Annotated in this window: 13 protein-coding genes; 8 read left to right on the forward strand and 5 right to left on the reverse strand. The window is 67.4% G+C overall.

Annotated elements, in window-relative coordinates; translation table 11 throughout:
- Positions 1-66 precede the first annotated feature (66 nt).
- The gene (locus tag G154_RS23390; RefSeq protein ID WP_019513579.1) at positions 67-1098 is read left to right on the forward strand and encodes an ATP-dependent 6-phosphofructokinase; all 1032 of its coding nucleotides are present in this window, start codon (positions 67-69) and stop codon (positions 1096-1098) included.
- Positions 1099-1155: 57 nt separating this feature from the next.
- Positions 1156-2658, forward strand: coding sequence for an Asp-tRNA(Asn)/Glu-tRNA(Gln) amidotransferase subunit GatB (gene gatB / locus G154_RS23395; protein WP_019513578.1), 1503 nt, complete (start codon positions 1156-1158; stop codon positions 2656-2658).
- A gap of 53 nt (positions 2659-2711) precedes the next feature.
- On the opposite strand, the gene G154_RS23400 is transcribed toward gatB, so the two are convergent.
- Positions 2712-3830, reverse strand: coding sequence for a PQQ-dependent sugar dehydrogenase (locus G154_RS23400; RefSeq protein ID WP_023985558.1), 1119 nt, complete (start codon positions 3828-3830; stop codon positions 2712-2714).
- Between the two features lie 217 nt (positions 3831-4047).
- Here G154_RS23400 and G154_RS23405 point away from each other — a divergent pair, with 217 nt between their 5' ends.
- Positions 4048-4851, forward strand: a complete 804-nt coding sequence (locus G154_RS23405; RefSeq protein WP_110806989.1) for a DoxX family membrane protein — start codon at positions 4048-4050, stop codon at positions 4849-4851.
- 84 nt (positions 4852-4935) lie between these two features.
- On the opposite strand, the gene G154_RS23410 is transcribed toward G154_RS23405, so the two are convergent.
- Entirely contained in the window at positions 4936-5325 is a 390-nt protein-coding gene (locus tag G154_RS23410; RefSeq protein ID WP_023985559.1) for a PH domain-containing protein, read from the reverse strand.
- A gap of 273 nt (positions 5326-5598) precedes the next feature.
- Here G154_RS23410 and G154_RS23415 point away from each other — a divergent pair, with 273 nt between their 5' ends.
- The 3 genes from G154_RS23415 (at position 5599) to ilvC (ending at position 9073) form a co-directional block, all read left to right on the forward strand.
- Positions 5599-7449: an acetolactate synthase large subunit gene (locus G154_RS23415; protein ID WP_019513574.1), complete on the forward strand. Its 1851-nt coding sequence runs from the start codon at positions 5599-5601 to the stop codon at positions 7447-7449.
- A gap of 67 nt (positions 7450-7516) precedes the next feature.
- Positions 7517-8023, forward strand: coding sequence for an acetolactate synthase small subunit (gene ilvN / locus G154_RS23420; protein WP_019513573.1), 507 nt, complete (start codon positions 7517-7519; stop codon positions 8021-8023).
- 48 nt (positions 8024-8071) lie between these two features.
- Positions 8072-9073 carry a ketol-acid reductoisomerase gene (gene ilvC, locus G154_RS23425; RefSeq protein WP_192817339.1) on the forward strand — a complete coding sequence of 334 codons (1002 nt, stop codon included), beginning with the start codon at positions 8072-8074 and terminating at the stop codon, positions 9071-9073.
- A gap of 63 nt (positions 9074-9136) precedes the next feature.
- On the opposite strand, the gene G154_RS23430 is transcribed toward ilvC, so the two are convergent.
- Genes G154_RS23430 through G154_RS23440 form a run of 3 tightly spaced genes read right to left on the reverse strand, consistent with a single transcriptional unit; the run spans position 9137 to position 11239 of the window.
- A complete protein-coding gene (locus G154_RS23430) occupies positions 9137-9562 on the reverse strand; it encodes a hypothetical protein (protein ID WP_019513571.1) in 426 nt (141 codons plus the stop codon).
- On the reverse strand, positions 9559-9774 hold the full coding sequence (locus tag G154_RS23435) for a DUF2945 domain-containing protein (RefSeq protein WP_019513570.1): 216 nt from the start codon (positions 9772-9774) through the stop codon (positions 9559-9561). The genes G154_RS23430 and G154_RS23435 overlap by 4 nt, the downstream gene beginning before the upstream one ends.
- Positions 9775-9808: 34 nt before the next feature.
- Positions 9809-11239 carry an NAD(P)/FAD-dependent oxidoreductase gene (locus tag G154_RS23440; protein ID WP_019513569.1) on the reverse strand — a complete coding sequence of 477 codons (1431 nt, stop codon included), beginning with the start codon at positions 11237-11239 and terminating at the stop codon, positions 9809-9811.
- 123 nt (positions 11240-11362) lie between these two features.
- Between G154_RS23440 and serA the strand changes: the two genes are divergently transcribed.
- Both serA and G154_RS23450 read left to right on the forward strand, forming a co-directional pair.
- Positions 11363-12949, forward strand: coding sequence for a phosphoglycerate dehydrogenase (serA, locus tag G154_RS23445; RefSeq protein ID WP_019513568.1), 1587 nt, complete (start codon positions 11363-11365; stop codon positions 12947-12949).
- Complete coding sequence (locus G154_RS23450; RefSeq protein WP_019513567.1) at positions 12946-13968, forward strand: 3-isopropylmalate dehydrogenase; 1023 nt, start codon at positions 12946-12948, stop codon at positions 13966-13968. Before serA ends, G154_RS23450 begins: the two co-directional genes overlap by 4 nt.
- Position 13969 lies beyond the last annotated feature (1 nt).

Raw genomic sequence — 13969 nt, forward strand, 5'->3', positions numbered from 1 at the left:
TGCCGGAATCTCACACGTTGCGCGGTGGCCGCGCCGCGCTGCGCCGAAGCTGGCAAGATCATGTGCATGCGGATCGGAGTGCTGACCGGAGGCGGCGACTGCCCAGGCCTGAACGCGGTGATCAGGGCGGTGGTGCGGACCAGTGATGCGCGCTACGGCTCGTCGGTCGTCGGATTCCTCGACGGCTGGCGTGGCCTGTTGGAGGACCGCCGCGTCCAGCTCAAGAACGATGACCGCAACGACCGGCTGCTGGCCAAGGGCGGCACCATGCTCGGCACCGCACGCACCAATCCGGACACGCTGCGCGCCGGATTGCCGCAGATCAAGCAGACCTTGGAAGACAACGGCATCGATGTGTTGATCCCGATCGGTGGCGAGGGCACGCTCACCGCGGCGAGTTGGCTGTCCGAGGAAGGGGTGCCCGTCGTCGGCGTGCCCAAGACGATCGACAACGATATCGATTGCACCGACGTGACTTTCGGGCATGACACGGCGCTCACCATCGCCACCGAGGCCATCGACCGGCTGCACAGCACCGCGGAATCGCACCAACGGGTGATGCTGGTGGAGGTGATGGGCCGTCATGCGGGTTGGATCGCCCTGAACGCGGGGCTGGCCTCCGGTGCGCACATGACCTTGATCCCCGAGCAGCCATTCGACATCGAAGAGGTGTGCAGGCTGGTCAAACAGCGCTTCCAGCGCGGGGATTCGCATTTCATCTGCGTCGTCGCCGAAGGTGCCAAGCCTGCCGAGGGCACGATGCAGCTCCGCCAGGGCGGGATGGACGAATTCGGGCACGAGAAGTTCACCGGGGTCGCCCAGCAGCTCGCCCTTGAGGTGGAGAAGCGCATCAAGAAGGATGTCCGCGTGACGGTGCTGGGCCACGTCCAGCGTGGCGGCACCCCGACCGCCTACGACCGGGTGCTGGCCACCCGCTTCGGGGTCAACGCCGCCGACGCCGCGCACGCGGGGGAGTACGGGATGATGGTGTCCCTACGTGGTCAGGACATCGGTCGGGTCCCGCTGGCCGATGCCACCCGCCAGCTCAAGTTGGTGCCACAGAGTCGCTACGACGACGCGGCCGAATTCTTCGGCTAGGTCCCGTACCTGGCCTCGCGGCAGGCCGATGCCGGGCTGACACTAAAATCAGCTGTCATGACCACTTCTGTTGCCGAACTCGCCGACTACGACGACGTCATCGCCGAGTTCGACCCCGTGATGGGCATGGAAGTGCACGTCGAGCTGTCCACGGCGACCAAGATGTTCTGCCCCTGCGCCAACAAGTTCGGCGCCGACCCCAACACCCAGGTCTGCCCGGTGTGCCTCGGCCTGCCCGGCGCGCTGCCGGTGCTCAACCAGGCCGCCGTCGAGTCGGCCATCCGGATCGGACTGGCGCTCAACTGTGACATCGCGCCGTGGGGCCGGTTCGCCAGGAAGAACTACTTCTACCCCGACCAGCCCAAGAACTACCAGATCAGCCAGTACGACGAGCCGATCGCCATCGACGGCTACCTCGACGTCCCGTTGGAGGACGGCAGCACCTGGCGCATCGAGATCGAGCGGGCGCACATGGAGGAGGACACCGGCAAGCTGACCCACCTGGGCAGCGACACCGGCCGCATCGCGGGCGCGACCACCTCGCTGGCCGATTTCAACCGGGCCGGCGTACCGCTGATCGAGATCGTCACCCGGCCCATCGAGGGCACCGGTGAACGTGCCCCGGAGATCGCCCGTGCCTATGTCACCGCATTACGCGACCTGCTGCGCGGGCTCGACGTATCCGATGTGCGGATGGACCAGGGCTCGATGCGCTGTGATTCGAACGTGTCGCTGAAACCCAAGGGCAGCAGCGAATTCGGCACACGCACCGAGACCAAGAACGTCAACTCGCTCAAGAGTGTCGAGGTTGCCGTCCGCTACGAGATGCGCAGGCAGGCCGCGGTACTGAAATCCGGCGGGACGGTCACCCAGGAGACCCGTCACTTCCACGAGGACGGGTACACCACCGCGGGCCGCAGTAAGGAGACCGCGCAGGACTACCGGTACTTCCCCGAGCCCGATCTGGAGCCGGTGGCTCCGCCCGCCGAGCTGGTGGAGCGGCTGCGCGGCACCATTCCCGAATTGCCGTGGTTGTCGCGCAAGCGTGTTCAGCAGGAGTGGGGCATCTCCGACGAGGTGATGCGCGACCTGGTGAACAACGGCGCGATCGATCTGGTGGCGGCCACGGTGGCCAAGGGCGCGTCCAGCGAGGCCGCGCGCGCCTGGTGGGGCAACTTCCTGGTGCAGAAGGCCAATGAAAGATCAGTGGCCGTGTCCGATTTGCCGATCACCCCGGCTCAGGTCGCCGCGGTGGTGAAGCTCGTCGACGACGGAAAGCTCTCCAACAAGCTGGCCCGCCAGGTCGTCGAGGGTGTGCTGGCCGGTGAGGGCGAGCCCGAGCAGGTGATGAACGATCGCGGACTGGTGGTGGTCCGCGACGACTCACTGATCCAGTCGGCCATCGATGACGCGCTCGCCGCCCAACCCGATATCGCCGAGAAGATCCGCGGCGGCAAGGTGGCTGCCGCCGGCGCGATCGTGGGCGCGGTCATGAAGGCCACCAAGGGTCAGGCCGACGCCGCACGGGTGCGCGAACTGGTGCTCGCCGCCTGCTCCTAGCGGGATTTCGGTGAGGTTGCGTGCGGCCGCCGCACGCAACCTCACCGAAGTCGCTAGGTCTTGTCCGCGTTCTGGCGGGGGAATCCGCCGCCGGACGGGAACAACGGGAAGACGACATCGTCGAGTTTCTCGGCGTCACCGGATGTCTTGTTGACCGTCGCGCCCCAGATGTTGCCGTCGGGGGAGACCGCCAGCGCCCAGGCGTGACCGTGCTGGTCCTGCCGGACCACCTCCGGTTCACCGGTGACCGCGCCGGTCTCGGGCGCCAGCCGCAGGGCCACGGTCTGCTTGGTGTTGACCAGATTGACCAGCACCGTGCCGTCCAGCGCGGCGCATCCGGCGACACCGGGGCGGTCCGGCCAGGTCCAGACCGTCGACACCACCGAGTCCTTGGTGATCTTCTGCATCCGGTCCGCCGACGGGGTGCGATCGGTGATGTAGAGCGCACCGTCGGACGGGTCGACACACATGCCGCCGCCGGAACCCATGCCCGACAGTGCGGTCGTCGTCGGGGCCTGGTTGACCGTCGTCGGCTGCTCGATGCGCAGGACCTTGCCGGCCAGCGACGCCGGATCTGCAGCCTGGGCGGAGTTGCCGGCGTCACCGGTGAGCACCAGCAGGGTGGTCGGGCTGGTGAACTTGAGCGCACCGGCATTGCCGACCGCGCCCTTGGGGATGCCGGTCAGGATCGGCTTGGGGATGTCGCCGTCGGCGATGCGGATCACCCGGTTGTCGGTCGGGGTGCTGACATAGGCGTACATCAGTCGATCTTGGGCATAGGTGGGCGACTTGATGATGTCGAGCAGCCCGCCGTCACCCGATGGATCGACCGGGATGGTCATCTTGACCACCGGTTCGGCCTTCGTCGAGACCTCCTTGACCACCCCGGTGGTGCGCTCGGCCACCAGCGCCGACTGGCTGTCGCCGCCCATGATCAGGCCGCTGGTGCTCTCCAGGCAGCCCTGCATCACACCCGGTGCCGGGCAGGCCTTCGGGAACGGTGTCCCGGGCAGCGGCGGCGGAGGCTCCGGCTTGGTCTGGGGCGGCGGCGCCATCTGGGGTTCGGTGGTGAACGGCTGGGACTGTGCGTTGTCGAACCGCGCGCATCCAGAACCCGCCAGCAGCACCGCGCACAGCACCACGGCAATCCGCGTCGGTCCGCCCAATGTCATGCTGGCCAGGTTACGGATCGTCGCGCGGTGCGCGCCACGAAGGTCGGTCCAAGGCCTGGCGTGTCCCTACTCCGCCGCGCAGATCCACCGCGGGGGCGCGACGCCAGTGTCACAACTCGGCAACAGTGCAGATAAGGTACGTGGCGGACCGCGCCAATGCGTGGTTCTGCAGCAACTTGCCCCTACGCTTGTTTTCGTGACCGCTGAACCGCAGAACATGACCGACTGGCAACGGCCCGCGTCGGCGCAGTTGGTCGACCCCGAAGACGATCTTCCCTCGTCGACCTACGGGGGCGATTTCGAGACCACCGCCATTCCGCGGTATGACACCGACGGCGGGGCCAAGGCGGACCAGTCCGGCTTTGCGCTGCTCAACGATCCCGAGCCGCTTCCCTATGTGTCGCCGGCCGCCCCCAACCCGTATGCCAGCGCCGCGCCCGCGGTCCCGACCGAGATCGGTCCGCACGACGCCGAACAGCAGATCCGCATCGCGGGTCGCCGCGGCACGCTCGACCTGGGGCTGCTGTTGCTGCGGGTGGGCCTGGGCGCGCTGATGATCGTGCACGGGCTGCAGAAGGCGTTCGGTTGGTGGGGCGGTTCGGGCCTCGGTGGCTTCGAGGGATCGCTTTCGGAGCTCGGCTACCAGCATGCCGGGGTGCTCACCTATGTCGGCGCCGGCGCGCAGATCGGTGCCGGCCTGCTGCTGGTGCTGGGACTTTTCACTCCGCTGGCCGCCGCGGCTGCGCTGGCCTACCTGGTCAATGCCCTGCTGGCGTCCATCGCCGCACAGCAGAACATCGGCTTTGCCGACTTCGTGACCGCCACCGGTCTCGAACATCAGGTGGTGCTGGTACTGCTTGCGGCGGCACTGACACTGACCGGCCCGGGCCGCTACGGTTTCGACGCCGGACGAGGCTGGGCCCGACGCCCGTTCGTCGGCTCGTTCCTGGCGCTGTTGCTGGGCGTGGGGCTCGGAATCGGCATGTGGGTGCTGCTCAACGGCGTCAACCCGCTGGCCTGACCTTCCCTCCGCGAACAGACGCGTGTACCCCCGAAAGTGGATCTTTTCGGGGGTACACGCGTCTGTTCGCGAGGAGGTCGAGACCTACTCGTAGGGGTTGGGCACCCGGCCGCCGCTGGCCGCCGTCAACAGCGGCAGCGTCGCGAATGTGACAGCGGGCAAGGTGATTTCGTTGCCATCGGTCAGTCGCGCCTTGGCCCAGGACGAGCGGGTGAACCGCAGACCGTCGATATCGGTCCATGGCACGGTGGTGCTGCTCAGCATGGTCCGGGCGGTCACCTGCTCGCGATCGGCCACCGTGCGGTAGCGCGCGATCACCGCCGAGGCCAGCACCGGAACCGCGATCAGCACCCAGCTCCAGCTGGGCAGGGCGTAGATCAGCGCGAAGATCCCCAGGGTCATGAAACCGACGGCGATATGGGCCATCGGCGAGATACGGATGACGAGCGGGGCGGGCTGACTCACGCCGCACATTCTCGCATCGACCCCGGCGCGGCCCGCGGGGCGCGGGGGCAATTTGACCTTTGAGCAGTGCGGGGACTACCGTCGCAGCTTATGTACAACCCGGACGAGCTCGTAGTAATTGGTTGGCGCGTTGATGCCGCGCTAGCTCTCTGCCGGGCTTAGCCAACAGCATCGACGCGCCAACCCTCGTACAGCGGACTCCGCTGACGGGGGTTTTTTGCTGTCACAGGACAAAACAATTTCCCACCACCAGCAGTATCAACCAGAACCACAGAGGAAAAAGTGAGCGCACCCACCACGCGACCGCCGGAGCAGACGCAGCGCACCAATGGCGTCAAGGCCTCGACCAAGGCGGAGCAGAAGGCCAATGTTGTTGCCCCCGAGCAGATGACCGGTGCGCAGTCGGTCGTGCGGTCGCTCGAGGAGATCGGCGTCGAGGTGATCTTCGGTATCCCCGGTGGTGCGGTGCTCCCGGTCTACGACCCGCTCTACGACTCGGTGAAGCTGCGCCACGTGCTGGTGCGCCACGAACAGGGTGCCGGGCATGCTGCCAGCGGCTACGCCCACGCCACCGGCAAGGTCGGCGTCATGATGGCCACCTCGGGCCCCGGCGCGACCAACCTGGTCACCCCGCTGGCCGACGCGCAGATGGACTCCATCCCGGTGGTGGCGATCACCGGTCAGGTCGGTCGCAGCCTGATCGGTACCGACGCCTTCCAGGAAGCCGATATCACCGGCATGACCATGCCGATCACCAAGCACAACTTCCTGGTTCGTGACGGTGACGAGATCCCGCGCGTCATCGCCGAGGCCTTCCACATCGCGCAGTCCGGCCGTCCCGGCGCGGTGCTGGTGGACGTGCCCAAGGACATCCTGCAGGGGCAGTGCACCTTTGCCTGGCCGCCGGTGATGGATCTGCCCGGGTACAAGCCGAACACCAAGCCGCACAGCCGCCAGGTGCGCGAGGCCGCCAAACTGATCGCCGAGGCCCGTAAGCCGGTGCTCTATGTCGGCGGCGGCGTGATCCGCGGCGAGGCGACCGACGAACTGCTGGAACTGGCCGAGCTGACCGGAATACCGGTGGTCACCACGCTGATGGCGCGCGGGGCGTTCCCGGACAGCCACCCCCAGCACATGGGCATGCCCGGCATGCACGGCTCGGTGTCGGCGGTGGCGGCGCTGCAGAAGAGCGATCTGCTCATCGCGCTGGGCACCCGCTTCGATGACCGGGTGACCGGCAAACTGGACTCGTTCGCGCCCGACGCCAAGGTGATCCACGCCGATATCGACCCGGCCGAGATCGGCAAGAACCGGCATGCCGATGTGCCGATCGTCGGCGATGTGCGCCACGTGATCAACGATCTGCTCGACGTGCTGCGCCGCGAGGGCACCAACGCCGCATCGCTGAAGCTGGACAACTGGTGGGAGTACCTGTCGAGCATCAAGGCGACCTACCCGCTGAGTTACGGTCCGCAGAGCGATGGCAGCCTGAGCCCGGAGTACGTCATCGAGAAGCTGGGCCAGCTGGCCGGGCCCGAGGCGGTCTACGTTGCCGGCGTCGGCCAGCACCAGATGTGGGCTGCGCAGTTCGTCAAGTACGAGAACCCGAAGACGTGGCTGAACTCTGGCGGGCTGGGCACCATGGGCTACTCGGTGCCCGCGGCGATGGGCGCCAAGTTCGGCCGTCCCGAGGCCGAGGTGTGGGCCATCGACGGCGACGGCTGCTTCCAGATGACCAACCAGGAACTGGCGACGTGTGCCATCGAGGGCGCACCCATCAAGGTGGCGCTGATCAACAACGGCAACCTGGGCATGGTGCGGCAGTGGCAGACGCTGTTCTACGAAGAGCGGTACAGCCAGACCGATCTGGCGACGCACTCGCGCCGCATCCCGGATTTCGTCAAGCTCGCCGAGGCGCTCGGATGCGTCGGATTGCGTTGTGAGCGAGCCGAAGACGTCGAATCGGTGATCCAGCAGGCTCGTGAGATCAACGACCGACCGGTGGTCATCGACTTCGTCGTCGGTGCCGATGCCCAGGTGTGGCCGATGGTCGCCGCAGGCACCAGCAATGACGAGATCCAGGCCGCGCGCGGCATCCGTCCGCTGTTCGATTCCGAGGAAGGGCACGCCTGATGAGCGCTTGCGCGAAAAGAGGAAGGGCACGCCTGATGAGCGCTTGCGCGAAGAGGAGACAACACTGATGACGACCTCCATCCACACCCTGTCGGTGCTCGTCGAGGACAAGCCCGGTGTGCTGGCTCGCGTCGCCTCGCTGTTCTCCCGGCGTGGCTTCAACATCCAGAGCCTGGCCGTCGGCGCGACCGAGCAGAAGCACCTGTCCCGGATGACGATCGTCGTGCAGGTCGAGGACTTTCCGCTCGAGCAGGTGACCAAGCAGCTCAACAAGCTGATCAACGTGATCAAGATCGTCGAGCAGGACGAGGAGCAGTCGGTCTCTCGTGAGCTGGCCCTGATCAAGGTGCGCACCGATGCGGCCACCCGCAGCCAGGTTATCGAAGCGGTTAATCTATTCCGGGCCAAAGTGGTGGACGTGTCCACCGAGTCACTGACCATCGAGGCCACCGGGACCCCGGAGAAGCTCGAAGCGTTCCTGCGAGTGCTCGAACCGTACGGGATCCGGGAGATCGTGCAGTCCGGGATCGTGTCGCTGGCGCGTGGGCCGCGCGGCATCGGTACTGCCAAATAGCTTTCATACGAGAAACAAACAGAAGGAAAATCCAACGTGGCAATCGAACTGTTCTACGACGACGACGCGGATCTGTCGATCATTCAGGGCCGCAAGGTCGCGGTGATCGGCTATGGCAGCCAGGGCCATGCCCACTCGCTGTCGCTGCGCGACTCGGGCGTGCAGGTCAAGGTCGGCCTCAAGGAGGGCTCGAAGTCCCGCGCCAAGGTCGAAGAGCAGGGCCTGGAGGTCGACACTCCAGCCGAGGTCGCCAAGTGGGCCGACGTGATCATGGTGCTCGCGCCCGATACCGCACAGGCCGAGATCTTCAAGAATGACATCGAGCCCAACCTCGAAGACGGCAACGCGCTGTTCTTCGGGCACGGCCTGAACATCCACTTCGGGCTGATCAAGCCCGCCGAGAACATCACCGTCGGCATGGTCGCCCCCAAGGGCCCCGGTCACCTGGTGCGTCGTCAGTTCGTCGACGGCAAGGGTGTGCCCGCGCTGATCGCCATCGCCCAGGATCCCAAGGGTGAGGGACAGGCGCTCGCGCTGTCGTACGCCGCCGCCATCGGTGGCGCACGCGCCGGTGTCATCAAGACCACGTTCAAGGAAGAGACCGAGACCGACCTGTTCGGTGAGCAGGCCGTGCTGTGCGGTGGCACCGAGGAACTGATCAAGGCCGGGTTCGAGGTCATGGTCGAGGCCGGCTACGCCCCGGAGATGGCCTACTTCGAGGTGCTGCACGAGCTCAAGCTGATCGTCGACCTGATCTACGAGGGCGGCATCGCCCGGATGAACTACTCGGTGTCCGACACCGCCGAGTTCGGTGGCTACATCTCCGGCCCGCGCGTCATCGACGCCGACACCAAGGACCGGATGCGCGCCATCCTCTCCGACATCCAGGACGGTTCGTTCGTCAAGCGTCTGGTGGCCAATGTCGAGAACGGCAACACCGAGCTCGAGGGCCTGCGCAAGGCGAACGCCGAGCACCCCATCGAGGTCACCGGCAAGAAGCTGCGCGACCTGATGAGCTGGGTCGATCGGCCGATCACCGAAACCGCCTGACCCCTCTTCGCGATTTGTGGAGTCTTACCCGTGGCCATCACGGGTAAGGCTCCACAAATCTTTTCAGGGGGTTGCCTCGTGGCCGTCGCGTCCCGCGGTCCGCCGGTCCTGTTTCATCTCCGCCTCGAAGACGTGCCGGCGGCCGTCCATCAGTTCGTCGCGGACGCGCTTCTCGTGCGAGCGCAGCAGCGACCAGTAATCGTCGTCGAACTCCTCGACGATCTGGAAGGTCCAACGCCCCTGCAGGACGTTGCGGCCGACCATGTCCTCGGTGAGGCGGTCGGCGATATCGGTGTGCCCGGCCTCGCGCAGGGCGTCGGCGGCCTCGCCGAGCAACAGGTCGGCATGGCCCATCAGTTGGTGGAACGAGTAGAGGTGCCCGCGCGCCCGCTCCACGTATTCCAAGGCCTCGGAGACCTTGCCGACGGCTTCGACGGTGTCATCGGAGGCGCCGTCGGGGCGGGAGTGCGCCGCATCGACCGATTTCACGACGACCGCTTCTTCAGCGATTCGGGTTTGTGCACGGCGTCCTTACCGGTTTTGTCGCTGCGCACTTTGTACTGTGGCTCGTCCTTGGTGGCACGCACCGTGCGGCCGGCGGTCTCGGTGTCGGAGGTGATCTTCTTCTCCACGGTGCCCGGCACGGTGTTGCCATGGCTCTGCCAGGACACCTTGTCGCCCTTTTTCAACTCTTTGCTCATACGGGGCGGTGTACCCGGGCGCGTTATCTCTCACTCACGGCGACAGCGGCGGCAGCTCCCGGATCCCGAACTCGCGCTTGAGCACCGTGCGCGCCGCGTAGTATCCGGCCATACCGTGCACGCCGCCACCCGGGGGAGCGGCCGACGAACACAGGTACGCCTTGGGAATCGGGGTGGACCACGGATTCCAGCGCGGGGTGGGGCCGGCGATCGCGCTGCGCATGTTGTTGCCGCCGACGCCGATGTCACCGCCGACCAGGTTCGCGTTGTGATCGGCCAGCCGGGAAGCCGGCACGCTGCGCACCGCCACGACGATGTCGCGGAACCCCGGGGCGAATCGCTCGAAGATGTCGGTGACGGATTCGGCCATGTCGACGGTCGAACCCGACGGCACGTGCGCATAGGCCCACAGCGGTCGGCGTCCCTGCGCGTCGATCCGGCCCGGGTCGGCCAGATGCGGCACGGCGGCCAGCACCATCGGCCATTGCGCATGCCGGCCGGCGGCGATCTCCTTCTCGGCCAGCGCCATCTGGGCGCGGCCGCCGCCGAGATGCAGCGTCGGCGCCTGCGCCAGCCGAGGATCGCGCCATGGGATCTCGCCGGAGAGGACGAAGTCCACCTTCGCGACACCGGGGCCATAGGCATAGTGCCGCAACGCCTTTGCATAACGTGGCGGCATCGAGGTGCCGTAGATCGACAACAACGCCGTCGGCGCGGTGTCGTAGAGGACCACGCCGCCCGGGGGTGCGGTGACCTTCTCCCCGAGGATCAACTCCCCGCCGTGGTCCAGCAGATCGGCGATCAGCGCGTCGGGGATGGCCTGGGACCCACCGACCGGTATCGGCCACCCCACCGAATGCCCCAGGGTGGCCAGCATCAGCCCGGCGCCCGCGGCGACCAGTGAAGGCATCTGCGAAATCGTATGTGCGGCAACACCGGTGAACAACGCGCGGGCGTCCTCGCCCTGCAGGGTGTTCCACAGCGGGCCGCCCTGCAACAGCAGCCGCGGCGCCACCTTCAGTGCGGCGGGAATCGAGGGCGGAAGGGAACGCTTGTCGCCCAGGATCAGCCCGACGACGTCCTCGCTGTCGGAGGCCAGCGGGCCGAGCAGCCGTTTCCACGAAGCACCGTCGGATAGTTCGGCGGCGGTGCGGTCGATGTCGTGGTAGCCGATCGCGGCAGGCCCGTCCGGGAGCGGATTGGCATACGCGATCTCGGGCACCGCCAATCGGACGCCGCGCGCCTGCAGGTCGTAGGCGGCGAAGAACGGCGACGCCAGTGCCAGCGGATGCACGGCCGAGCAGATGTCGTGTGTGACGCCGGAGTACTCGGGGTCGGGCAGGGTGCGGGCGCCGCCGCCCGCGGTCGGCTGCGCCTCGATGACCCGCACGGACAGGCCCGCCCGGGCCAGGATGACAGCTGCGGTCAGCCCGTTGGGGCCGCTTCCGACGACGGTGACGTCCACGCCACCAGTAGACAACATCGCCCGGGGTGTCTGCTCGTTTCGGTGCCGACCATTTGGGACTGTGGTAGCGCCGGACCACCGTGGCGTCTTCGGCGCAAAGGGCACGCACTAGGCTGTAGCGCCGTGAGTCTTCCCGTTGTACTGATCGCCGACAAGCTTGCCGAGTCGACCGTCGCCGCCCTGGGTGACCAGGTCGAGGTTCGATGGGTGGACGGTCCGGACCGGCCGAAGTTGCTGGCCGCCATCGCCGATGCCGACGCCCTGCTGGTGCGCTCGGCCACCACCGTCGACGCCGAGGTCATGGCTGCCGCCCCCAAGCTCAAGATCGTCGCGCGGGCCGGCGTCGGCCTGGACAACGTCGACGTCGAGGCCGCCACCGCGCGCGGTGTGCTGGTGGTCAACGCCCCGACCTCGAACATCCACAGCGCCGCCGAGCACGCGCTGGCGCTGCTGCTGTCGGCGGCCCGCCAGATCCCGGCCGCCGATGCCACCCTGCGCGAGCACACCTGGAAGCGCTCCTCGTTCTCGGGCACCGAGATCTTCGGCAAGACCGTCGGCGTGGTGGGGCTCGGCCGCATCGGCCAGCTCGTCGCCGCTCGGCTGGCTGCTTTCGGCACCCACGTCATCGCCTATGACCCCTACGTCTCGACCGCTCGAGCCGCCCAGATCGGCATCGAACTGGTCGGACTCGACGAGCTGCTGGGCCGCGCCGATTTCATCTCGGTGCACCTGCCCAAGACCAAGGAGACCGCGGGCCTGCTCGGCAAGGAGAACCTGGCCAAGACCAAGCCCGGCGTCATCATCGTCAACGCCGCCCGCGGTGGCCTGATCGACGAGCAGGCGCTGGCCGACGCCATCACCAGTGGGCATGTGCGCGCCGCCGGCCTGGACGTGTTCGCCACCGAGCCGTGCACCGACAGCCCGCTGTTCGAGCTGCCGCAGGTCGTCGTCACCCCGCACCTGGGTGCCTCCACCGCGGAGGCCCAGGACCGCGCCGGCACCGACGTCGCCGCCAGCGTTAAGTTGGCGCTGGCCGGTGAGTTCGTGCCCGATGCCGTCAACGTCGGCGGGGGAGCCGTCGGCGAAGAGGTCGCGCCCTGGCTGGACCTGGTGCGCAAGCTGGGCCTGCTGGTGGGTTCGTTGTCCGACGCAGCGCCGGTGTCGCTGTCGGTGCAGGTTCGCGGCGAACTGGCCGCCGAAGACGTCGAGATTCTGCGTTTGTCGGCGCTGCGCGGACTGTTCTCCGCCGTCGTCGACGAGCAGGTCACCTTCGTCAACGCGCCCGCACTGGCCAAGGATCGTGGCGTCACCGCCGAGATCAGCACGGCCAGCGAGAGTCCCAACCACCGCAGCGTGGTCGACGTGCGCGCGGTCTACGCCGACGGCGCATCGCTCAACGTGGCGGGCACCCTGTCGGGCCCGCAGCTGGTCGAGAAGATCGTCCAGATCAACGGCCGCAACCTCGATCTGCGTGCCGAGGGCTACAACCTGATCGTCAACTACACCGATCAGCCCGGGGCGCTCGGCAAGATCGGCACCCTGCTCGGCGGCGCCGAGGTCAACATCCTTGCCGCGCAGATGAGCCAGGATGCCGGCGGTGACAGCGCCACCGTCATGCTGCGCGTGGACACCGATGTGCCCGAAGATGTGCGCGCCGCGATCGCTTCGGCGGTCGGCGCCACCACACTGGAAGTGGTCGACCTGACATGAGCTCGCTGAAGAATCTTGCGGTCATCGCCGGCGACGGCATCGGTCCCGAGGTCATCGACCAGGCGCTGCGGGTGCTGGACGCGGTGCTGCCCGGGGTGCAGCGCACCGAGTACGACCTCGGCGCGCGCCGCTACCACGCGACCGGTGAACTGCTCACCGCGGAGACCATCGAGGAGCTGCGCGGGTACGACGCGATCCTGCTCGGGGCGATCGGCGATCCGTCGGTGCCCAGCGGTGTCCTGGAGCGCGGTCTGCTGCTCAAGCTGCGCTTCGCCCTCGACCACCACGTGAACCTGCGTCCCGGTCGGCTCTATCCCGGTGTATCCAGCCCGCTCTCGGGTGTCACCGGCATCGACTTCGTGGTGGTCCGTGAGGGCACCGAGGGTCCTTACACCGGTAACGGCGGCGCACTGCGCGTCGGCACGCCACACGAGGTGGCCACCGAGGTCAGCGTCAACACCGCGTTCGGGGTGGAGCGGGTGGTGCGCGATGCGTTCGCACGTGCGCAGGCCCGCCGCAAGCATCTGACCCTGGTGCACAAGACCAATGTGCTGACCTTCGCGGGCAGCCTGTGGTCGCGGGTGGTCGCCGAGGTGGGCGCCGAGTACCCCGATGTCGAGGTGGCCTACCAGCACATCGACGCCGCGACCATCCACATGGTCACCGATCCGGGTCGTTTCGACGTCATCGTCACCGACAATCTCTTCGGCGACATCATCACCGACCTGTCGGCCGCGGTGTGCGGTGGTATCGGCCTGGCCGCCAGCGGCAATATCGATGCGACGCGCACCAATCCGTCCATGTTCGAACCGGTACACGGCAGCGCCCCCGATATCGCCGGGCAGGGCATCGCCGATCCGACGGCCGCCGTGATGAGCGTGGCGCTGCTGCTGGCCCACGTCGGCGAGGATGACGCCGCGGCGCGTGTCGACAAGGCCGTTGCCGAGCATCTGGCCACCCGCGGTGCGGCAACGTTGTCGACGGCCGAGGTCGGCGACCGCATCCTTTCGCTGCTGTAAC

The sequence above is a fragment of the Mycobacterium sp. VKM Ac-1816D genome (assembly GCF_000416385.1).
GTDB lineage: Bacteria > Actinomycetota > Actinomycetes > Mycobacteriales > Mycobacteriaceae > Mycobacterium > Mycobacterium neoaurum_A.